Source organism: [Chlorobium] sp. 445 (genome assembly GCA_002763895.1).
In the GTDB taxonomy this organism is placed as follows: Bacteria; Bacteroidota; Chlorobiia; order Chlorobiales; family Thermochlorobacteraceae; genus Thermochlorobacter.
In genome coordinates this window covers 71,561-93,488 of the sequence record NSLH01000010.1, presented here as the reverse complement: position 1 = coordinate 93,488, position 21,928 = coordinate 71,561, and the positions used below count along the sequence as shown (strand labels likewise).

Sequence of the window (21,928 nt, the reverse complement as noted above, 5' to 3'; positions counted from 1 at the left end):
AAAGTTGTCTACTCTTGGAATGAAATATTTTAACTCGCCGACAGGTGATAATTTTATTCTTGATAACAGCGAAAGATGGAAAAAAATTAAAAGGACATGAATGAAAGGATTTTGATCTTAACATCAACAGACCTTAAAACTGGACGGAGATATATCAAAAGACTGAGTAAAATTTTAGTTGAGAGAGTAAATTAAGCTACAAGCACACTGCGAAAACACCAAAGAGCCGAAATCTAACTTGAAAACAAGATAACATACAGGTGATAGCTCTTAAGGCATGGTCGGTTCAGGGGTTAAATGAGGTGTTGTGCTTTTGTTCAAGTTCAATGCCGATGACAGTTTTTTATGTGCCGAAATCCCTCGCTGCACCAAGCTGCAAACTTGTGGTCTCCTGATCTCAAAGACTGCCAATCTGCCTATAGCACAGGTGGTGTTGCCACGAAGACACACAACCTAACTGAAGGTTTTGAGACTGTGTCTGCTGCTACACTCGAGAGCATTTGGATTTTTCTGCTCTTCTGCTGTATCTTAATTGAAACGATTAAATTATCGTGCAAAAGTGTACAAACAAACCAAGCGCAGGGTGGGCTTCTCCGCAGAGAGCAAGGCACACCTGAGGCAAACAAACGCATCAAGGAGCTTACATTACACCGTTCCATGTTTTGCTAAACTAATTCCTATAACGACAATGAGAACAATAAGAAAAAAGGCTGTACTCTTGCTGCTCTGCACACTGATGTCTGGTACGGCGGTTTGGGCACAAACTGCTGTACCAACTAACGGGTTACGATTCTGGCTCCGTGCAAGTGATATTACTGGTGTCAGTGATGGGCAGCCCGTTGGGACCTGGCCTGACAATTCGGGCAATAGCCGCTCTGCCACATCAACAGGGACGTTTCGACCGCTATTTCGTGCAAATGCCATCAATGGGTTGCCAGCGGTACGTTTCACAGGTAATGGCGGTCTGACAAAAGATCAGCCGTTGATGGTTGTCAATGACACGACAGGGGCAACCGTTACAGCGTTTGTGGTGATGGCGCATCAACGTGAGCCACTGCTGGCATCAGGTGATGCGGTCGATATGGTGATGGCAACCAAGAACGATTTTCCGGCACGTGGATTTGGTTTTTCGAGTTACAATACGTTTGCAAATCGGAACAATCGTGAAATTCGCCGTGAAGGCGGCAGTGGCGCGGGTGCTGACGGAGGCTTTGTAATTCGCCGCAACGGATTTGCTGTAACACCGACACTCAACTTAGGTGAGTTTACGATTATTACCTACGAAGGATTCGACATACAGAATACAGGCGGTAGCGGATTTCCATTCGTGATTGGGGCGAACCGCGATTCGACACGTGCAGGACGCAACGACATTGCTGAAATTCTGGTCTACAACCGACGATTGAGTGGTGAGGAACGCGCCCAAGTTGAGAATTACCTCAGCACGCGCTACAACATTCCACTTATTCCACTCTTCAATGCTGGACCAATTACACAAATTCCTGCAGCAGGGGTGCAACTGTGGCTTCGTGCCGATGAACTTTCTACTTCAGGCTTCAACCGTGGTGATGCCGTAAGTTTCTGGCTGGATGCGTCGGGCAATCGCCGAAATGCTATCTCGAGCGGCGGAGCACGCCCAACCTTAGTACCCGGTGCAATCAATAATTTTGCCGCGTTGCGCTTTGATGGCACTGATGACACGATGGGCGTGGCACTCCCAACCAGCGGAGCAATTACAGCATTTGCAGTCTTTGCTAATCAGCGTGCGACAATTGCTGCAGCCAGCCGTGAGGCGGTCGTAGCCGCAACTGCCGATACAGCAGCAAGTACAACAGGTTTTGCCTTGCTTGCAGCCTCTGGTGGAAATCGAACGCTGGCTGCGGCACCAACAGGCGCTGCGCCTGCAACCCTACGACGCAACGGTGGCACCACCCTGGCACTCACACAAGGACAATTTGCGATTGCAACCTACTCTGGCACGGTAACAAACGCCGGCGGCAGTGGCACACGACTGCGGCTTGGTGCGCTGCTCAACGGCACTGGCGCCGGTCAAAATGATATTGCTGAAATCATCCTTTACAACCGCACACTCTCTGGAGCAGAAATTGAACAAGTGGAACGCTACCTAAGCCTAAAATTCGGTATTGCGGTGCCCAGCAATGTGGCGCGTGCAAATCTGGTGATCGATGATTTTACCGTAACCGATACAGCTCGCAACGGTTGGGCCGTGGGCTTGCCCTTCGGCGGCGTTACCACACGCGACCGCTACACTTTGAGTTGGGTAACCGATCAAGGTCAACCAGCACTGCGCGTGGGCGTCTCAGGCAACATTGGCGTCAATGGCTTGCCTCAAGGCTTACGTCCCCTGCCCGGTGGGGCACGCGATACACTCGGCGGCGGCGACGATGTGTTCTGGAAAACGTTCAAATCCTCTGCAACCGACACAACGCCCATCAACCTCAGTCGTGCCAAAGTGCTCCATGTCTTTGCGCGCACGACAACCGAGAACCTCAATGCATTCAACCGCGATATAGCACCAACGCTACAAATTCAACTGCGTGATGCCTCTCTTCCGCCGTACATCATTGGCACAGATACACTGCGACAGCGACGCGTAACAAACGGTGGGCGACGCTTCAGCAATGAAATCATGCGTCAAGCGACACTCATTGCAGATGGCAAGTATCATGAATACATCTTTGATTTCACCAATGAATTCCGCGGTCTGGATTATGGAAGTGTCTTTGGCTTCGGCGCCAATGCTGCCTATACGGTCGATAGCACACGCATTGACCAGATGATTATCACTGTAAATCCGGGACTGATTTATGGCATGACTTTCCGTCATGCACTCGATGATCCCGACCGTGTGGTGCGCGTCGTAGGAAACCGTGGTCCAGACTCTCAAGGCGGCGACTATGTGCCAGTCTACACGACAAGTGCGCCAAGGTTTAGAGGTGAAATTTTCATTCGCCGTATTGTAGCCGATGAAAGTCCCTTCCCACTGATTGCAAAAGCCTTCTCTGCTAATCCCACTGTAGCAGCACGTGAGGCAGGCGAAGGCTACTATGTGCTGGGCAACACAGGGGCATTCGTTGAAGTCGTGCGTAATGACACGACAGCAGGAAGTCTGACCGCATCGCGCGGTACGATTGCAACGGTCGATACCATTCAGTTGGGCACTGGCGTGATTGACACCGTAGGCTACAACAATGCATACCGCATCAACGATGGTGACCCGGCACCACATGTCGTGATTCCCGGCAGAATTTGGACGATTACGCAAACAGGACTGGGACCGCGTGCACGGTTTGACATCAGCCTCGATGTTGCTGGCTTAACCAACATCCTGCGTCCGCAAAACCTCTATATTGCACGCCGTGCCAATGCCACTTCACCGTGGATTGCGCTGAGCACCTATCGCAGTGGCAATTTCCTGAAAGCCTTTAACCTCTCGCGCGATGAGCTTGGGCAATTTGGCATTGGCACAAAGCTCGACCGCAACCCAGTTGCAGGCTTACTCAATACGCCAGTCAACTTGGGTGGCAGACCAACCGAGTTCAAGCTCGCACAGAACTATCCAAACCCCTTTAACCCGACGACCAACATCAGCTACACCCTACCCTCTGCACAAATGGTAACACTCAAGGTCTATGACTTGCTGGGCAGAGAAGTCGCTACGCTGGTCAATGAACGACAAAATGCGGGCAACTATATTGTGCAGTTCAATGCGACAAACCTTGCCTCAGGCGTGTATTTCTATCGCTTACAAGCTGGCACATTTGTCGAGACAAGAAAAATGATGCTCTTGAAGTAAGTTCTTTTGCTCCATTATTGTACGCTCCGCTTGACGAGTTGAGTTCGAGCGGAGCGTTTTTTTATTGCTTAGTATGCTCGGCTGAGAGTATACGCTACTCCAACTGCAACAGATGAAATGTTAGGTCGCTATGCTGTACTGTACCTTGCACTGATGATGCAAGGACAACCGCTCTGGTCACAACCACTCACGCACTATGTCAATCCGCTGATTGGCACAGGTGGACACGGACACACCTTTCCCGGGGCAGCGGCCCCATTTGGCATGGTACAACTTAGCCCCGATCAGTTCAACGCTGGTTGGGACTGGTGCTCAGGTTATCACTATTCGGACTCTCTCATCATCGGGTTCAGTCATTTACATCTCTCTGGGACAGGCATCGGCGAGCTTGGCGATATTCTGCTCATGCCAACGGTTGGTGCACTTAAACTCACACCTGCAACGCGCCAGACTTGGCAACAAGGCTATGGCTCATACTTCTCTCATCGTGATGAGCATGCCTCGCCGGGCTATTACCGCGTCTATCTGCACACTTACGAGGTTGACGCTGAACTAACAGCTACGACACATGTAGGCATGCATCGCTACACGTTTCCAAAGACAGACAGTGCTCACATCATCCTAAACCTTCATCATGGCATTGGCTGGGATGAGTGCACCGATGCACAACTGACTTTTCGCAGCGACACGCTCCTCACTGGCTACCGCCGTTCCTCTGGCTGGGCGGCAGATCAACTGGTCTATTTTGCCATAGCAATCTCTAAGCATCCAGAATCTATAGGTGTCGCAACCGATTCAAGCCTGTTTCCAAATCAACGCACATTGCGCAGTCCGAAAGCCAGAGCGTGGCTATCGTTCAAAACTGAGCACAGCGAAAAAATTCTCTTCAAGGTCGCTCTCTCCTTTGTAAGTGAAGAAGGCGCCTTGGAAAATTTGCGTCAAGAAATTCAGCACTGGGAGTTTGAGCGCGTCAGACGCGTAACTGAACAAGTGTGGGAAGAGCAACTGCATCGCATTGTCATCACAGGTGCATCAGAAGAAGAGAAAACCGTCTTCTACACTGCACTCTATCACACTATGCTCTTCCCGATGCACTATCAAGATTTAGATGGGCGTTACCGTGGCTCAGAGCCGAAAGACAAGCAAATTCACAGCGCAACAGGCTTCACGAACTACACGGTCTTTTCGCTGTGGGATACATTTCGCGCATGGCATACACTGGCTACACTCGTCTTCCCTGAACGCGTGCGCGATTTTCTTTACTCCTTTCTTGCACAATACAAAGAATTTGGAGAGCTACCAGTGTGGTCCCTCGTCTCTAACGAAACTTACACAATGATTGGCTATCACGCGGCTGTCGTCATTGCTGAAGCTATTGCCAAAGGCTTTTTGAGCAAAGAGGAAGTCGCAGTGTTTTTTGAAGCCATGAAGTCAAGTGCAATGAAAGATGCTCGTGGCTTAGAGCCTTACAGAACCTACGGCTACATTCCGTTTGAACTCGAGCCCGAGTCTGTCTCCAAAACACTCGAGTATGCTTACGACGATTGGTGTCTTGCGCAAGTAGCAAACGTCTTAGGACGAAAAGGCGATGAAGCACAGTTTTTGCGGCGTGCGACTTTCTACCAGAACGTGTTCGATCGCAGTACGAACTTTATGCGCCCCAAAGATGCGAAAGGAGAGTGGAAACAGCCATTTAACCCGCGCAATGTAGAGCATCGCAAGGACGACTTCACTGAAGGCAATTCATGGCAATACACATGGTTTGTACCACACGATATTGCTGGACTCATAAGGCAAGTTGGAGGAAAAAAGCCATTTATTGAGAAGTTAGACTCGCTGTTTGAAGAGCCTGCAGAATTGGGCACTGCTGCCTCACCAGATGTCTCGGGTTTAATTGGGCAATATGCACACGGCAATGAGCCCAGCCAACACATTGCCTATCTCTACGCTTATGCTGGTGCGCCAGAGAAAACCGCTGAACGGGTGTGGCAAGTTCTTACAGAACTCTACAATTCTACTAGCGAGGGCTTATGCGGCAACGATGACTGCGGTCAGGTATCTGCTTGGTATGTGCTCAGTGCGTTAGGCTTTTATCCCGTCAATCCTGCTGAAGCCATTTATGTTTTTGGCTCGCCGCTCTTCCCGAAAGCAACACTCAAACTGGGCAAGGGCAAAACACTTTCAATTGAAGCGAAAAATGTCTCAAGGCAAAACCGCTACATTCAGTCCATTACGTTCAATGGCAAACTAATTGAGACCGTGTGGATTCGTCATCAGGACATGGTTCAGGGCGGTAAGTTAGTGTTTGAGATGGGCACAACACCTCATCCAACTTGGGGTAAATCACCACAAGCAGCACCGCCTTCAATGAGCAAAAATAACTTAGATCGTTAGACAAATGAGGTATAGCAAAACATATTGGCGCACTAGTAGCAGGTGGATGGTGTGCTTCGTCGTGTTATGCATCAGTCTAAACTCGGCAGCGCAGGCTCAAGCGATCAAAACCGCAGCTGACTATGTCAATCCGCTGATTGGCACAGCAGCAGGCGGCAACACACATCCGGGGGCGACGACGCTTGGGGACTCATTGCGCTCTCGCCACACACCGATGAGCGAGCGTGGAGCAACATGGGCTACCGCTTTGAGAATCGCTATATCATTGGCTTCGTGCATAACCAAGTCAGTGGCATCGGTAGTGGTGAATACGGTAATTTTCTCGTTATGCCTGCACGTAATACGGTGGACTTATCCGAGTTTGGCTACAAATCTGAACGCACGGAAGAGTATGCCTATGCAGGCTACTACACCACAAGGCTCACTGCACCACAAGTAAAAGTAGAACTCACAGCACGAGCCCGTACAGCACACCACCGCTACACCTTTGCCGCTGGTAAAAAAGGTGATACGCTTCGGCTAATTTTCAATGCAGCCCATGCTGCATACCCACAGCACGCACTCGAAAGCAAAGCCAGCATAGAGGCAAATGGACAAGTGGTGAATCTCTCTGGGCGATTTGTGGGCGGCTTTGGCTCAAATCCACCAGACTTTATCGCTTACTTCACTGCAAAGACCAGCGAACCACCACTGTCCTACGCAATCTGGAAAAATGGTCAACCCATAGCTCATGCAGAGAGCACAACAGCAGGTGAAAATGAAGCGTGTGGTGTGGTGCTAAACTTTCTCTCAGAGGGTCATGAAAAAACCATTGAACTTGTCGCTGCGCTCTCTTATCGCAGTGCGCAAAATGCTGACGCATATCTGGCAGAGTTTGAGCACTTGCACCAATCCTTTGATGCAGTGCGAGCACAAACGCAAGAGGAGTGGAACCGTATGCTCTCGCGCATTGAAATTGAAGAAGCAAGCAATGAAAAGAAAATCATCTTCTACACCGCACTCTATCATGTGCTGTTGATGCCAACTGATATTAGTGGTGAAACGCCTGAAGGGTTAAGTGCTAATGCCAAAGCCTTCACTAATTACTTTGCTATTTGGGATAGCTATCGCACACTTCATCCGCTCTTGACATTACTTTTCCCAACCGTGCAGCAAGAGATGTTGCAGGCACTCTTAGACCTTGCCGACTATTACGGTTGGCTCCCAGATGGCTTCACAGGCAATGCATTCACAGTGATGCAAGGCGGCACAAATGCCGATGTGCTCTTTGCAGATGCAGCAGCAAAACGCTTGCCGGGTGTCGAGCTTGCTCGAGCCTATCGGTATCTACTCAAAAATGCAACCATAGCCGGTGATGCGCCTGCACCCTCTGGTCTAACTGCCCATAAAGGGCGTTACACAGAGTATCTACAAAAAGGCTGGCTGTCGTGCGATAAGCAGTGGCTCTCGGTGAGCAAGTCGTTAGAATATGCCTACAATGATTATTGTGTCTGGGTTGTTGGCAATTACTTGAAGCGTGGTAACGAAGCACACGTCTTCAAAGCACGCTCACAGCGCATCTTCGAGCTCTTTGATGCACAAACAGGATTTTTTCGACCTAAAAAATCTAACGGCAAGTGGGATGAACCCTTCGATCCGGCAAGGGTGTTCCCGCCCGCAACAGCATGGAGTGCAGAAGTGCACTACTATGAAGGCTCCGCATGGCAATACTTAGGCTATGTCCCACACGACTTCTACGGTCTGATCAAGAGACTGGGTGGAAATAAAGCATTTCTGGCAAAGTGGGATACACTCTTTGCTCGCCGCGATACGGATTTTACCAAAGGCTACTTCTCGCTCTCAAATGAACCCTGTATGCTTGCGCCGTTCCAATACCTCTATGCTGGTCGGGGCGACCGCACGCAATTTTGGACGCGCCAACTCATTGCAGAAAACTTCAAAGCCACACCTGATGGCGTGCCAGGCAATGATGACAGCGGCACACTCTCTGCGTGGCTTGTGTGGGCAGCAATCGGCATATTCCCAAACGCTGGACAAGACTGGTATTTTGTAGCAAGTCCGTGTTTCCGAAAAGTAACAGTGCATTTAGAAAACGGTCAGTGCCTGATCATCAATGCGCCTAAGACATCGGATAAAAATCGATACATCAAATCACTGAAGCTCAATGGTAAGCGTTTGAATCGACTCTGGCTACGACACAGCGAACTAATACAAGGCGCACAACTTGATGTTGAAATGACCGATCAGCCTACACGCTTTGGCAGCACGAACGTACCACCATCACCTTTTGGAAAACCATAATCTAACTCAACAATGCGACAACTTTTGACTGCACTATTCATGCTCTGTACGGCAGTGACACAAGCCCAGCTTGCAGAACAAACCCTCGAGCGCCGAATTGATTCGCTGCTGGCGCAAATGACCCTTGAAGAAAAACTCGGACAACTTAATCAGTTAGCAGGAGACCTGTCGAACTTCAAACGTGTAGCAGGTATTTTACCGCATCAATATGAACTTATTCGTCAGGGCAAGGTTGGCTCAATGCTCATGGTCTATGGTGCAGAGCTTACGCGTAAGGCGCAGGAGATGGCACTGCAATCGCGTCTGAAAATCCCTTTGCTCTTCGGCTTCGATGTGATTCATGGCTTTCGCACCACGTTCCCCATTCCACTAGCAGAGTCCTGTTCATGGGACTTAGCCTTGATAGAGCGCTCCGCGCGCATTGCTGCAACCGAAGCTGCAGCAGCAGGACTTCACTGGACCTTTGCACCGATGGTCGACATTGCACGCGATCCGCGCTGGGGCAGAATCATTGAAGGGGCAGGTGAAGATCCTTACTTGGCATCGCTGATTGCAGCCGCACGCGTGCGTGGCTTTCAGGGCGAGACCCTAAGTGCACCTAATACGATTCTTGCGTGCGCAAAACACTTTGCAGCTTACGGTGCAGCCGAAGGTGGACGCGACTACAACACCGTGGACATCTCGGAGCGCACCTTACGCGAAATTTACTTGCCACCATTCAAAGCCGCCGTGGATGCAGGCGTGGAAACCATTATGGCAAGTTTTAACGAGATTGCAGGTATCCCCTCCAGCATCAATTCCATGCTGATGACAGATATCTTGCGCCGTGAGTGGAATTTCAAGGGCTTTGTCGTGAGCGACTGGGAATCAATCAATGAAGTGCATGTGCATGGCGCAGCGAAAACCACTGAAGAAGCAGCGCTACTGGCACTCCGCGCTGGTGTCGATATGGATATGGAAGGCGAACTTTATGTCAATTTAGCAAACGCTGTGCGCGCAGGCAAAATCTCGGAACAAACGCTCAATGCCGCTGTGCGTCGTGTTTTGCGAGCTAAATTCAAACTAGGTCTCTTCGATGATCCCTTTCGCTACTGCGATGTGGAGCGAGAAAAAGCCACGCTGCTCAATCCTGACCACCGTGAAGCCGCTCGAGAGATGGCACGCAAATCAATTGTATTGCTCAAAAACGATCAGGATCTTTTACCGCTACGCAAAGACCTCAAAACGATTGCAGTCGTGGGCGGCTTAGCGACGGCTGCACGCGATATGCTGGGCGAGTGGGAAATGGTAGGCAGAGCTGAAGATGTCATAACGCCGCTGGATGGTGTGAAAAAGAAAGTCAGTAACACAACACGCGTGCTTTATGCAAAAGGCTGTGAAGTCAGTCGTAGCCGTCAAGCCATGTCCAAAGCAGGCTTTGCTGAAGCCGTTCGCATCGCCAAGCAAGCTGATGTGGTGATTGCAGTGGTCGGTGAATCAGCCGATATGACAGGTGAGGCTCATAGTCGTGCTTCAATTGATTTGCCTGGTGTGCAAGAAGACTTGCTGAAAGAATTACACAAAACGGGCAAACCGTTGGTCGTTGTTGTCACAAGTGGGCGGCCGCTCGCACTGGTGTGGGCAGCAGAGAACGCAACGGCAATCGTGCAGGCATGGCACTTGGGTGTAGAAGCCGGTAACGCCATCGCTGACATACTCTTCGGTGATGAAAATCCAAGCGCGAAACTTACTATAAGTGTGCCACGCAGCGTAGGACAAATCCCAATCTACTACAACCACAAAAACACGGGTCGACCAATCAATCCGCAGAATCCTGCAGACCGCTATAAATCGCGCTACATTGACATAGAAAATTCGCCGCTGTATCCCTTTGGCTATGGGCTATCGTATTCCAAGTTTGAGTATCGAGACTTGCGCGTAAGCCAAAAGGAATTTCGTGCAACAGATACCGTGCGTATCAGCGTTGAGGTCATCAATACCAGCACGCGGGATGGCGAGGAAGTGGTGCAACTCTACGTGCGCGATGACTATGCGTCGATAACTCGACCTGTAAAAGAACTCAAAGGATTTCAGAAAGTCTACATCAAAGCCGGCGAACGCAAGACCGTGGAGTTTAAATTATCAGCAAAAGACCTGATGTTTTTAGGGCGAGACTTTAAGCCTGTGCTGGAAGCAGGGAGTTTCAGCGTGTTTGTGGGTAGCAATTCTCGCGACACTCTGCAAGAGAAAATAGAACTCTTACCTTAACTTGAGCGACCTATCAATTAGGCTATGAAATCGAGTCGTAAAAACCAGAAAAATGGCTCGGCTACGCTGAAAGATGTGGCAAAAATGGCAGGATTAACACCCGCTGCGGTATCCATGATTCTCAATGGACGGGGCAAGTTCAAAGAAAGCACGGTAGCAAAGGTGCGCCGTATCGCCGAGCAGGTAAATTATGTGCCGAACGCCAGTGCCTATCGCTTAGTCAAGCAGCGCACAAACTTAATCGGGTTGCTCGTGCCAAGTATGGTCGAGCCTTTCACAATTGAAATTTTGCGCGGTGTCGAAGAAGCCCTCAAGGGTACACCTTACAATCTGGTCATTTACAGCACCGCTGGCAATGATGAACAAGCTGAAGAGACAATTTATCGCAACATCGCCCGTGGCAAACAGGTCGATGGGCTCGTGGTTCAACTCTTCGATCACACCGAACGGCGCACCAAAGTCTATGCGTCGTACCAATTGCCCTGCGCAGTAATTGAAGCTGACTTAAAGTCTCTGGATTCCGTGTCGGTTGATAATGTGCAAGGCGCATTTGAAGCAACCGATTACCTAATTCGGCAAGGGCGACGGCGCATTGTCTTCCCCTATGCCTCTGCCAGCACCGTGATGAGTGAGCGACTCGAGGGGCATTTGACCGCACTGCGTCAGCATGGACTCCCGATTCAAGATGAACTGCTTATCAAAGTGCTCTATGAAACAGAGGAGAAATTTAATTTCAACGAGGGCGTGAAACTCATGGAAAAGCTGTTGCAAAAAGTCAAGCATGGCGAGATGAAGATGTTTGATGCTGTCTTTTGCGCAAATGGCGACGAGGTAGCTACCGGTGTGGTGCGCACCTTGATTCAGCATCATATTAAAGTGCCGCACGATGTAGCCGTGATTGGCTTCGACGACCAGCCGATTGCTTGCATTGTTACGCCAGCGCTGACAACCGTGCGCCAGCCTATTCGACAAATGGGACGCACAGCCGTAGAATTTCTCTTGCGCCGATTAGAAAACCCCAAACAGTCGCCACAGTCCGTGCGCATTGTGCCCGAGCTCATCATCAGAGAAACAGCATAACTTAGCCTATTTGCCACTGCCTAAGACCAAGACGTCGCGCTACCTGACGCTCGCTGCAAAAAAAATCCGTATTTGCTCGACAAGCAGTTTCGAACAACTATTTTCAAGTAAACGACGCAGAAAGTAGTCAATGCAAAGAATTCTGGCTAAAACCTAAACGAAGTTGTACATGCTTGACACCAGCACATACCTTTCCAAGATTACACTGTCTTTTCCGAAGACGATAAAAATGAGCGATGAGGATTTCTATGCGTTTGCCAAAGAAAACCCGATGCTCAAAATGGAGCGCGACCGCCATCACCACATTATCCTGATGGCACTCACTGGCGGCAACACAGGCAGACGCAATTCTGAAATCATCGCAGAGCTGACACTTTGGAACCGCACTCAAAAGTTGGGCGTCGTCTTTGATTCTTCGACGGGGTTTCGTTTGCCGAACGGTGCGATTCGCTCACCTGATGCCGCATTTGTGCGTAGCGAGCGCTGGCAGGCTTTGAGCGAAAAAGAGCGCGAGACCTTTCCGCCACTGGCACCTGACTTTGTTGTAGAATTGATGTCAAATTCTGATGACCTTGCAGAAATGGATGAGAAGATGAAAGAATATCTGGAGACGGGCACAGCGCTGGGCTGGCTAATTTTCCCGCAAGCTGAAGAAGTGCGCATCTACACGCCAAATGCAGCAGTGCAACTGCTCACCGGCTTTGACCAATCCATTAGCGCTCATCCACTTCTGCCAAACTTCTCGCTGGAACTCTCAATTTTAAGGTAAGTCGTACGCCTCGCAAAGGGATTTGTGTAGAAGTTGAAATCATTCTGGGCGATAGATTGTAAGAGTGTGTGGAATCGGTTATCTTTGATGTACATTCGATTTAATCAAGGAGAGAAAACTCAAAATGTTAAGTTTACTGCAAGTTTTTTCCATATTCTTCTTTGCTCCACCAAGCGGTAACCCAAACGAGACGCCAAATCCGCTGATTCAAATTGTCCCGCTGATTTTGGTGGTCGCTGTGTTTTACTTCTTTATGATTCGTCCGCAGCAAAAAAAAGAAAAGGAGCGGCAAAAGGCACTTGATGCACTAAAGAAAGGTGACAAGGTGGTGACAATTGGCGGATTGCACGGCACAATTGTAGAGATTAATCAAGAAAAGAAGACGGTGGTCATTCAAGCTGCTGACAATATCCGACTTAAATTTGACCGTTCAGCAATTGCTACGGTTGAAAAAACGGAAACAGCCGACAAACTTGAGGCGGCAAAATAGACCGCTTCACACTCAAACCTGATGCGGCACGCACGAATGAAACCTGCAAAACTTGTCTTAGAAAGTGGAGATGTCTTCGAAGGCATATCCTTCGGCTATGACAGCGATGCTGAAGGCGAGGTTGTCTTCAACACAGCTTACACCGGCTACCAAGAAATCTTGACAGACCCGTCCTATGCAGGGCAGATTGTGGTGATGGCGTATCCGCTTATTGGCAACTACGGCACAAATCCTGAGGATATGGAATCGCAAAGGGTTTGGGCGGCGGGCTTTGTGGTCAAGGAACACTCTGAGATTGCAAGCAACTTCACCGCTAGGCAAAGCCTCGATGAATTTCTCAAAATGCACAAGGTATCGGGTATTTCGGGTATTGACACACGACGGCTAGTGCGGCTCTTACGCGAAAAAGGTGCGCAGCGCGGTATCATCACAACGGCTGAACAAAGCAAGGAACATCTGGTCGCACGTGCACGCAGTTTGCCTGAAATGGCTGGCTTGGATTTAGCCAGCGGCGTCTCTACAAAGCAGAGTTATGAATATGCTCTGCCTGAAGACCCACAATATCGAGTAGTAGCGTTTGACTACGGTATCAAGCGCAACATTCTCAATTTGCTCAACCGCTCGGGTTGCAAAGTAACCGTGGTGCCTGCCAATACGCCCGCCGAAGATGTGCTGGCAATGCACCCCAACGGTATCTTTCTCTCAAATGGACCCGGAGACCCAGAGGCGCTGGGCTACGCTATCGAGACGATTCAAAAACTTGCTAATCCGAAATTCGCAAAGCGAGAAATCCCGATATTTGGAATTTGCTTAGGGCATCAACTTTTGGCACTGGCTTTTGGCGCAGAAACTTACAAGTTGAAGTTTGGTCATCACGGCAGCAACCACCCCGTAAAGAATCTTATCACTGGACAGATTGAAATCACAGCGCAGAATCATGGTTTTGCGGTGAGACTTAAATCCATGCCTAAGCACTTGGAGCTCACGCATCTGAACCTGTATGACCAAACCGTCGAAGGCTTTCGGCACAAGAAGTTACCCGTCTTCAGTGTGCAGTATCACCCAGAAGCCTCGCCAGGTCCGCACGACTCACATTACCTTTTTGCGCAATTCATAGCCTTGATGGAAAATTACCGTGATTAGCCACCGCTCTGTGATGTTGCCTTAGAAAAATTATATCGTCGACCTTTCCACTCTGCGCCTTTACCCGACCATATCAGCCGCATGGAATTAAGCGCAATACCAATAAAGAGCAGAATCGAGATAAGGTGAAGCCACACGCTCAGCATGGGCAACTGAAAGCGCTGGGCAACGATAAGTCGCATCAGAATTGCAAGCAGAATTTGAGCAAGTGGTAAGCCAAACCACTCAAGTGAAAACGGGGCAATAAAAAATGAGCCGACAAAGAAAAAATACGGCGCAACGAAGCAGGCAAACATCATCAGCGCAATACCAGTCATGCCAGCGTAGTTATAATTCACACCGGCAAAAAGATTTTTTGAAAAGCCTTTCCAGACATCACTAAACGAGTTATACATTCTGCAACTGACGCTATCGATACCGTTGAAGACCATAGCTTTACCGCCTGCACGCTTTGTAGCTTTCACAAGCCAGACATCTTCTACAAGGGCAGTTCGAACAGCAGCGTGTCCGCCAATTTTTTGGTAGAACTCGCGCCGAAAGAGAATGAACTGTCCGCATGCAAAAGCAAAGGCGGTATTGTGACTCTGCCACACCTGCGACATGGGCAAAAAGCACATAATAAGAAAATGCACCAATGGCACTCCCATTTTTCCCAAAACGACTGCATCACTTGATATGGCACAGCAGTCAGCATATCGGACTTTGTGGTGAGCAGGGTTGCAACAGCACGGCGTGCTGCATCGGGGTTGTGCACCGTGTCGGCATCGGTAAAGAGCAGGAGCTCGCCGCTTGCTGCCTCAGCAAGTTGTTGGCATGCCCACGCTTTTCCAAGCCAACCTTCAGGCAAAGCCTTTCCATCTAAAACCTTCAAGCGCAAATTGCGCTGCTGCAATCGAGCAAGAATTTCGCCAGTGCGGTCGCTGCTGTGGTCGTTGAGGACAATCACTTCAAAGTGCGGATAGTCTTGCGCAAGAAGCGATGAAACACATCGTTCAATGTTTCGCTCTTCGTTGCGTGCAGGCACAAGAATCGAGATGAAAGGCTGCGCTACAGTCGCATCAGAGAGAAAGCGCAAGTCAAAGAGGTTTTTTATTAGGATACCGAAAAAGACAAGCAGACATGCCAGAATGAAGAGTTGATAGTAAAAAAGTATGGATGCGCTGGTCATAGTCTATCTCTCAAAATCGACAAGGGTGCGTGCAGAGTAGATAGGTCAAATCGGGTGCTGGTATTAGGTTGAGAGCATGCCTGCACGGACAAAAAATAGCAGTAGCCGTTGAGGTGTTGCATTAACTCAGGCAGATACCAACAGTTGTAAGGTTGAAGACTGGCGCCCACAGAAGTGAGTGCGACAGAGAAAAAGTAGTAGCTTTTTCATCGTCGTCTCACTTCTTTACAGTGCAGCACAATAAGGTTAGCTGACCGCAAGTTTTTCTTCGGGCTTGAAATCCACGCAGAGCCATTGTCCTTCGAAGTAGGCTTCGTCAGATTTCATGCCTGCAAGGAAGATCGGCAGTGTAACAGTTTTTTGATTATCGCCGATGCGGATAACAAGGTCATCGCCATGCTGCTGTAAGGCAATCGACATATTCACGTCTGAGAGGAAAGGCAGTTTCATGCGCATCTGGAAGTGACCTTCTGGCACTTTCTTAATTTCAATTGGGTTCTCTCGAAAGAAGACCGAAAGTGGGTCGAGGTCACCATAGACTTCTTTTGCCATGAGGCGCAGCATATCGAGACCGACAACTTCGTGCGAGAAGTATGGCACTTTGGAAATTGGAATCGGTGAAAACGCTGCGTGAATTTCATCAATATATTTGTGTTGAATGGCTTTCCATTCGTTGAGGTAGCCAGAATCCTTTTCGGTTGGCAGAATGCGGTTAATGATGACGCGATCGACCGTAATACCATAGAGATTGAGGTAGGTCAGTGCGCGCATAGATTCTTTGATGACCATCTTTTCAGGGTTCATCACAAGCCGCACTGTAGATTTGGAGTTATCGCCGAGCAAATCAATGATGCCTTCAGTGGATGTGAAAAGGTTATCGATGGCAGAAAAGACTTCGGGCGGCGCAACAGTCTTTTCTATTTTGGTAGACATTTTTGAGAGAGGACGAATAATCGGCTTTACAGCGTATTTTTCCACGTTGCGGAGCAATTTCATGACCCAGCCAAAAGTTTCAGGCAAAGAGAGCAGGCGTAAGGTTTCGCCAGTCGGAGCACAGTCAACGACAAGCAAATCATACTTGCCCGATTCATTGTATTGCTTGATGTAAGAGAGCGAGAAGAGTTCTTCCATGCCGGGCAAGATACCAATTTCTTCGGCATAGACGCCTTCGACGCCTTTATTGCGCATCAATTCTGCAAAATGTGCGCGCACCACTTCCCAGTTGTTGTTGAGGTCACTAAACACGCTAACTTCCTGCGCATGCAGATTTTTGACGACCTCCATGGGTTCAGCAGAAAGTTCTGTATCGAGCGAATCGCCCAAGCTGTGCGCAGGATCGGTGGACATAATCAAGGTGCGGTAGCCCATTTCGGCGGCGCGCAACGCCGTGCAAGCGGCAACTGAGGTTTTGCCGACGCCACCCTTGCCTGTAAAGACGATGATTCTCATATCAACAAGAGTTTTCGAACTTCAAGAAAAAACAGAAGAGAGTAAAAACTCGTTTTCCTGCGCTTGCCCGAAAGTATTGCGCCTGCACTACTTTGACGATTTTGCTTTGGAGCCAGAATGTGCGCCACCTTTCTGCGTATGCAATATGCTGCTGTGCGACGCAGTACCATGCTTCCGAGCAGGACGCTGTTGGCGAACTGTCTTGATGCAGTGCGGAATAGCAGGCAGTACAGATTCTATCGCCATTCGGGCATTTTCTGGATTCCCCGGCAAATTAATAATCACAGATTGATTACGAATGCCACTGACCCCACGCGAAAGAATCAGGTTCGGGTTCTTATCACGATTGGCAAGGCGAATAACCTCGGAAAAACCAACCACTTCACGATGAATGACCGATGCCGTTGCATCAGGTGTAACGTCTCGGGCGGAACAGCCTGCCCCACCCGTCGTTACCACAACATCCGCATGCTCGTTATCGACACAATTGACGATTTCATTTGCAATCGCTTTCACTTCATCGGGAACAACTTTCGTGATGATGACTTCATACAAATCCTTTGGAAAAGCGGCGGCGACTTTAGGTCCAGATTCATCTTTGTAGATGCCCTGAAAAGCGCGATCGCTCACCGTAATCACCGCCACGCGAATGAGCCGCTCTTCAACAGCGGAACGGGTATGTTTCACTTGCTCTGCCACGATTGTCAAACAGTTTATGCGTTGTGACTTAGGATATCAACTTCGTTCTTGCAAGAAATTTTTGATTCGGCGAGACCTCGTTCATTTTTCGGAAATATAGAAACTTTTGCAATAAACATCGCAGTGTTTTTAGAGACAAAATCCTTGAGAGCACAGCAAAAGAAATCAAGCATCTAACATACTGCAATTCACAGCACAACTGTAGCCCCGCTGGCGCCAACTTAGTAAATCAACTTATTGATTTCATACTCAAAAATACCTTCTGCGCCAGAGCGTTTAAGTTCAGGAATAAGCTGACGAACCTGTTTTTCTTCCACAATGATTTCGACGGCAACCCACTCCTCTGATGAAAGCGGCGAAATGGTAGGGTTGCGCAGAGCTGGTAATTTGGTCACAAGGGTCTTCAAATCCTCTCGGCGAATGTTGAACTTCAAGCCTACTTTGCCCATAGCGTTAATAGCGCCATGCAATAGCATCGCTATATTTTCAATTTTTTCACGCTTCCACTTGTCGTTCCATGCCTGTTTATTAGCAATAAACTTTGTGTTGGATTCTAAAATTGTCTCCACAATTCGAAGTTTATTAGCTCGCAGCGATGTGCCTGTTTCCGTAACTTCTACAATTGCATCAGCAAGATCGGGCGGCTTGACTTCTGTTGCGCCCCAACTATATTCCACATCCGCTGACACGCCATGCTGTGCCAAATACGCTTTGGTGATATTGACAACTTCGGTAGCAATGCGCTTGCCCTCCAAATCTTTTACGGATTGAATAGGCGAACTTTCGGGCACAGCAAGCACCCAACGCACAGGACGCATAGAGGCTTTGGAATAGACAAGGTCAGCAACTTCAATGACCTGTGCGCCTGTCTCAATAATCCAGTCTTTGCCAGTGAGCCCGCAGTCAAAGGCGCCTTGCTCGACATAACGCGCCATTTCTTGCGCTCGAATAAGAATTGCAGAAAGTTCCTCATCATCAATTGAGGGAAAGTAAGATCGCTCTCGCACAATGAAGTGAAAACCTGCTTTGGCAAAGAGATCGAGCGTAGCGTCTTGCAAAGAACCTTTGGGCAAACCCAATTTGAGGATATTTGGCATATCTGTGTTACAAGTGTTTTTTTGGTAGATAAATGGCGCGCAAGTTACAAGTTACAAGATTAAACAGATTGATAAGAAGCCGAAACTTAGAGGTATTCGGTTAGTGCAGCAGAGTGCTGTGATTCTGAATAGAGCGTCTCACGCGTCCTTGCTTTGATGAGCTTCATTTCCACGCCATCGAAGACAGCATAAGTCGCATGCCGCCAATCCATGTCCCGCAATTGACATAGTAACTTTTCTGATTGCGCAAAGGCAGCAACTTAACAATGTGGCGATGCCCGCAGACGAAATAATCAAATGATGAGCGAGCCAGCTCTTCATTAGCAAATACGACGAGCCGTTCTTTCTCACCGTAGTCTTTTTCCATGTATGTATGCTTGCGCGAGAGCTTTGAGAGATAATCCATCAAGCCTACTCCCAAATCAGGATGGAGCCAGCGATACCATGCCAGGTTGAAAGTGTTGCGCACAAGGGTGCGGAAAATCTTATAGCCAATGTCGCCTTTGCCAACACCATCGCCGTGCACGATGTAGAATAGCTTACCATCAATTTCATGCAAGAGCGCACCATAGTGCGTTTGCACACCGAGTTCTTCCTCAAAGTATTTGCCTAAATAGAAATCATGATTACCAGCAAGGTAGTGCACCTCGACACCACGGCGCACAAGCTCGTAGAGTGCAGCAAAAATCGGAACGGTCCTTTGGGTACAACATGGCGATATTCCATCCAGTAGTCTAAGATGTCGCCAACCATGTAGAGCCGTTTACCTTCTCTACTGATTTCATCAAGCAAAGAGAGCATTAAATCTGTTTTGGCTTCTTCCACGTGCCGCTCTTGCAAGCCAAAATGCACGTCGCTAAAAAAGTAGGTTTTCTTCATCTCGGTCAAAAGGGTTGATCCACACTAAAGGCGTCTTAGCGAGCCTAACGGTGCATCACGGTTATCAAGAATCAATCATCAAAAATACAAGATGCTTCACAAAAGATGCTCATCGCACTAGACGTCTGAATGTAAAAGACATGCTCTGCTCACGGTTGGTTTGCGCAGCAACAGATGTCTGTCATGAATTAGTATGTTATACGACGCCTTCAGCAAGTTTTCTTTGCAAGATACAACACAAAGTTGAACACGGCTCTTGCAGCACCTAACAGAATCAGTTGTCCTGCTTTCGAGCCTGTGCTACAAAGATTGCTGAATCATGTAGCATGTGATGGTGATGGAACGCTGCTCTTGTCAAACCCTCTATTTTTGAAAACCATTTACGCAATTCTTACTTTATTCAGTGTAAACTTGCAAGAGGCGTAATTTCATTTCAAACGGGTTCTGCGATTTGCTAACAAGCGGGCAGGTGCGCAAATCAAACTGCAAAGAACCCGAGCTTATGCAATCTACTTGAGCGGCGTATCACTTCACGGCTTTCATAATATGTTGCAAGCCTTGCCAGAGCGATTGCCAGAGAAAATCAAAGAATGGCTGTTTTGGCTTTCGTTTTAAGGAAATTTTGCCTGTGCGAGCTGGGGTATCTTTCTGATTGGTGTTGTCGCGGTAAATCACGAAGGTATTGGCAATAAAACTTAAGACGCCTTCCATAAAGCCAGCTTTCTCACGGCGGTTTTGTGGCAAAATGTTTAGAGCAAGATTGCGGTAAAGTGCGTGCACAGTACCAGACGCATAACCATTCTTAACGCTAAGATTAAACCAAACCTTTTCGACAGTCCCGCTTGAAAACGAGACGCGGGCTTCCGAGGCAGCAAAGGCATTGAGTGCAGTGACATCGAACTTGCCTAGCCGTCCATGCAAGCGCATGTCAAAGGTCTCAGATAAGAGTGGCATTTCAAGATGAGCATAAATCGCACCAGTACCTAAGAGCCATGCGCTGGCATCAAGTATGGCGGGCGTGCGCGGTGTCATTTTAAGAGAATCATTGGTGAGGTTTGTGGCTGTTGCCGCAATGCGTTCGAAGGACAAGGCGCAAGGCTTATCAGCAGGATTTTGCACACGATAGCTGACGCGCCCATTCTGTACAGTAAGTGTGTCAATGCGAATCGGAAGCGGGAGGCTGCGAAAAGCCTCATTTGGCATTTTCGGAGTAAAGGAGTGTTTGGGCAAAGGATAGCGTTTATCCGTTAAGACGTCAAGAGAGAGTCCTTCGATATGCAGATGACGCGCCAGTGCACCTGTACCAAAAATCAGACTGCGATAGTCAATGCCATGACATGCTAAGTGTGGCAAAAAGAGCTTAAAGCGGTCAGTGCGTGTCTTGGAGCGTTTGAAAAATTCTGTGTCAGAGACGCGCGGCGCAAGCCAAAGCGAATCAATGACAAGACTGGAATCTCGGGTGGAAAGGCGCATTTGCGCAAAGCGCACATCATAGAGTGAGTTGGGAATGGGGTTGCGGTATGGCGTGATAAGGAGCCGAATGTCTTCAATGCTCACCGCTTCATTGAACGATGGTGCTTTGAGGTTCAGCCGAATGGTATCGGCATGCATTGAGAGCGTGAGCGTATTTTGCTCTTCGAGAGCAACGCCTTCATAGCCAATTTCTGCATCAGTGATTTCAATACGGTCGATTTGAAAACGTGGTAAGAGTGCATCAATTGCCCTATCGAGTAGCGTTGGTTCTGGCAAATCTTGAGCAAGAACGGCAGTGATACTATCGCGTTGCTCATGACTTTCATAGCTACGATAGACAAAATATGGCGCTGTAATCACAATCTGCTCAACTCTAAACAATCGCTGTGTGAGAATTTCGCGCCAGTGCGGACGAAGAATTGTAATGGATTCGACATAGATGTCGTGATATGCTACATTCGGATTTTTTTCACTTCGAATCGGCACGAGAGAGACATCTTGCGCTTGAATGGTATCCCCATCTATATCGAAGGTAAAACGGCTAGCTTGAAGCGTGTAAAGGCTATCGCTAGCGGCAATCACAGTACGGGTCAGGCGGTCAGCAATAAACTCTTTGAGATAGAATCTAGAATAGAGCGTAACAGCAAGTACAAGCAGCAGGAGCAAGCAAAGCGGCAGCACAAACAAGATGAATGCGACGTGTCGCCAAAAGCGTAGCATGCTCTGTTGTGCGTGCACCGTTGGCATCTCTTATCACTTGAGTTGAAGAGCAATATAGCGCCGCATGCTGCTCAAGAAAAATGTGAGGCTTTCATGTGCCAGAGGCAGATACTTCTCGTAAGCTAAGCACTACATTCCAAGCTGCCTAAAAAAGATGTAGCTTTTGCATAAATTTCGCCGCAGAAAAGCACAAACTCATATC

Annotated in this window: 13 protein-coding genes and 2 pseudogenes; 9 read left to right on the top strand and 6 right to left on the bottom strand. The window is 48.6% G+C overall.

Features of this window, described 5'->3' with window-relative positions; all coding sequences use genetic code 11:
* Positions 1-345: 345 nt before the first annotated feature.
* The 9 genes from CMR00_05995 to CMR00_05955 all read left to right on the top strand — a co-directional run bounded on the left by CMR00_05995 (position 346) and on the right by CMR00_05955 (position 14,241).
* Complete coding sequence (locus tag CMR00_05995; protein PIO48304.1) at positions 346-669, top strand: hypothetical protein; 324 nt, start codon at positions 346-348, stop codon at positions 667-669.
* 2,164 nt (positions 670-2,833) lie between these two features.
* A complete protein-coding gene (locus tag CMR00_05990) occupies positions 2,834-3,817 on the top strand; it encodes a hypothetical protein (GenBank protein ID PIO48306.1) in 984 nt (327 codons plus the stop codon).
* 117 nt (positions 3,818-3,934) lie between these two features.
* A complete protein-coding gene (locus tag CMR00_05985; GenBank protein ID PIO48303.1) occupies positions 3,935-6,211 on the top strand; it encodes a hypothetical protein in 2,277 nt (758 codons plus the stop codon).
* 192 nt (positions 6,212-6,403) lie between these two features.
* Positions 6,404-8,512: a hypothetical protein gene (locus CMR00_05980; GenBank protein ID PIO48302.1), complete on the top strand. Its 2,109-nt coding sequence runs from the start codon at positions 6,404-6,406 to the stop codon at positions 8,510-8,512.
* 12 nt (positions 8,513-8,524) lie between these two features.
* Positions 8,525-10,759: a beta-glucosidase BglX gene (locus CMR00_05975; GenBank protein PIO48301.1), complete on the top strand. Its 2,235-nt coding sequence runs from the start codon at positions 8,525-8,527 to the stop codon at positions 10,757-10,759.
* 24 nt (positions 10,760-10,783) lie between these two features.
* The gene (locus tag CMR00_05970) at positions 10,784-11,839 is read left to right on the top strand and encodes a hypothetical protein (GenBank protein PIO48300.1); all 1,056 of its coding nucleotides are present in this window, start codon (positions 10,784-10,786) and stop codon (positions 11,837-11,839) included.
* A 169-nt stretch (positions 11,840-12,008) separates the two neighbouring features.
* Complete coding sequence (locus CMR00_05965) at positions 12,009-12,608, top strand: hypothetical protein (GenBank protein ID PIO48299.1); 600 nt, start codon at positions 12,009-12,011, stop codon at positions 12,606-12,608.
* 124 nt (positions 12,609-12,732) lie between these two features.
* Positions 12,733-13,098, top strand: coding sequence for a preprotein translocase subunit YajC (gene yajC, locus CMR00_05960; GenBank protein ID PIO48298.1), 366 nt, complete (start codon positions 12,733-12,735; stop codon positions 13,096-13,098).
* A gap of 36 nt (positions 13,099-13,134) precedes the next feature.
* Positions 13,135-14,241, top strand: coding sequence for a carbamoyl phosphate synthase small subunit (locus tag CMR00_05955; GenBank protein PIO48297.1), 1,107 nt, complete (start codon positions 13,135-13,137; stop codon positions 14,239-14,241).
* On the opposite strand, the pseudogene CMR00_05950 reads toward CMR00_05955, so the two are convergent.
* From CMR00_05950 to CMR00_05925, 6 genes and pseudogenes are all read right to left on the bottom strand, one after another.
* A pseudogene (locus CMR00_05950) lies at positions 14,238-15,409 on the bottom strand (glycosyl hydrolase). The gene CMR00_05955 and the pseudogene CMR00_05950 sit on opposite strands and share 4 nt — an antisense overlap.
* 246 nt (positions 15,410-15,655) lie before the next feature.
* Entirely contained in the window at positions 15,656-16,858 is a 1,203-nt protein-coding gene (locus CMR00_05945; protein ID PIO48296.1) for an arsenic-transporting ATPase, read from the bottom strand.
* A gap of 87 nt (positions 16,859-16,945) precedes the next feature.
* Positions 16,946-17,575 carry a hypothetical protein gene (locus tag CMR00_05940; protein PIO48295.1) on the bottom strand — a complete coding sequence of 210 codons (630 nt, stop codon included), beginning with the start codon at positions 17,573-17,575 and terminating at the stop codon, positions 16,946-16,948.
* A 203-nt stretch (positions 17,576-17,778) separates the two neighbouring features.
* Complete coding sequence (locus tag CMR00_05935) at positions 17,779-18,654, bottom strand: ATP phosphoribosyltransferase (protein PIO48294.1); 876 nt, start codon at positions 18,652-18,654, stop codon at positions 17,779-17,781.
* Between the two features lie 86 nt (positions 18,655-18,740).
* Positions 18,741-19,533 (bottom strand): annotated as a pseudogene (locus CMR00_05930) (UDP-2,3-diacylglucosamine hydrolase).
* A gap of 525 nt (positions 19,534-20,058) precedes the next feature.
* Positions 20,059-21,753 (bottom strand): hypothetical protein, encoded by a 1,695-nt coding sequence (locus CMR00_05925; protein ID PIO48293.1) that lies wholly within the window; start codon positions 21,751-21,753, stop codon positions 20,059-20,061.
* Between the last annotated feature and the right edge of the window lie 175 nt (positions 21,754-21,928).

Bases quoted from the DNA above. Each gene is read 5' to 3' on its own strand.
- CMR00_05990 (PIO48306.1), top strand. From the start codon at position 2,834: ATGACTTTCCGTCATGCACTCGATGATCCCGACCGTGTGGTGCGCGTC.
- CMR00_05995 (PIO48304.1), top strand. From the start codon at position 346: ATGTGCCGAAATCCCTCGCTGCACCAAGCTGCAAACTTGTGGTCTCCT.
- CMR00_05970 (PIO48300.1), top strand. From the start codon at position 10,784: ATGAAATCGAGTCGTAAAAACCAGAAAAATGGCTCGGCTACGCTGAAA.
- CMR00_05945 (PIO48296.1), bottom strand. From the start codon at position 16,858: ATGAGAATCATCGTCTTTACAGGCAAGGGTGGCGTCGGCAAAACCTCA.
- CMR00_05925 (PIO48293.1), bottom strand. From the start codon at position 21,753: ATGCCAACGGTGCACGCACAACAGAGCATGCTACGCTTTTGGCGACAC.
- yajC (PIO48298.1), top strand. From the start codon at position 12,733: ATGTTAAGTTTACTGCAAGTTTTTTCCATATTCTTCTTTGCTCCACCA.
- CMR00_05955 (PIO48297.1), top strand. From the start codon at position 13,135: ATGAAACCTGCAAAACTTGTCTTAGAAAGTGGAGATGTCTTCGAAGGC.
- CMR00_05965 (PIO48299.1), top strand. From the start codon at position 12,009: ATGCTTGACACCAGCACATACCTTTCCAAGATTACACTGTCTTTTCCG.
- CMR00_05985 (PIO48303.1), top strand. From the start codon at position 3,935: ATGTTAGGTCGCTATGCTGTACTGTACCTTGCACTGATGATGCAAGGA.
- CMR00_05935 (PIO48294.1), bottom strand. From the start codon at position 18,654: ATGCCAAATATCCTCAAATTGGGTTTGCCCAAAGGTTCTTTGCAAGAC.
- CMR00_05975 (PIO48301.1), top strand. From the start codon at position 8,525: ATGCGACAACTTTTGACTGCACTATTCATGCTCTGTACGGCAGTGACA.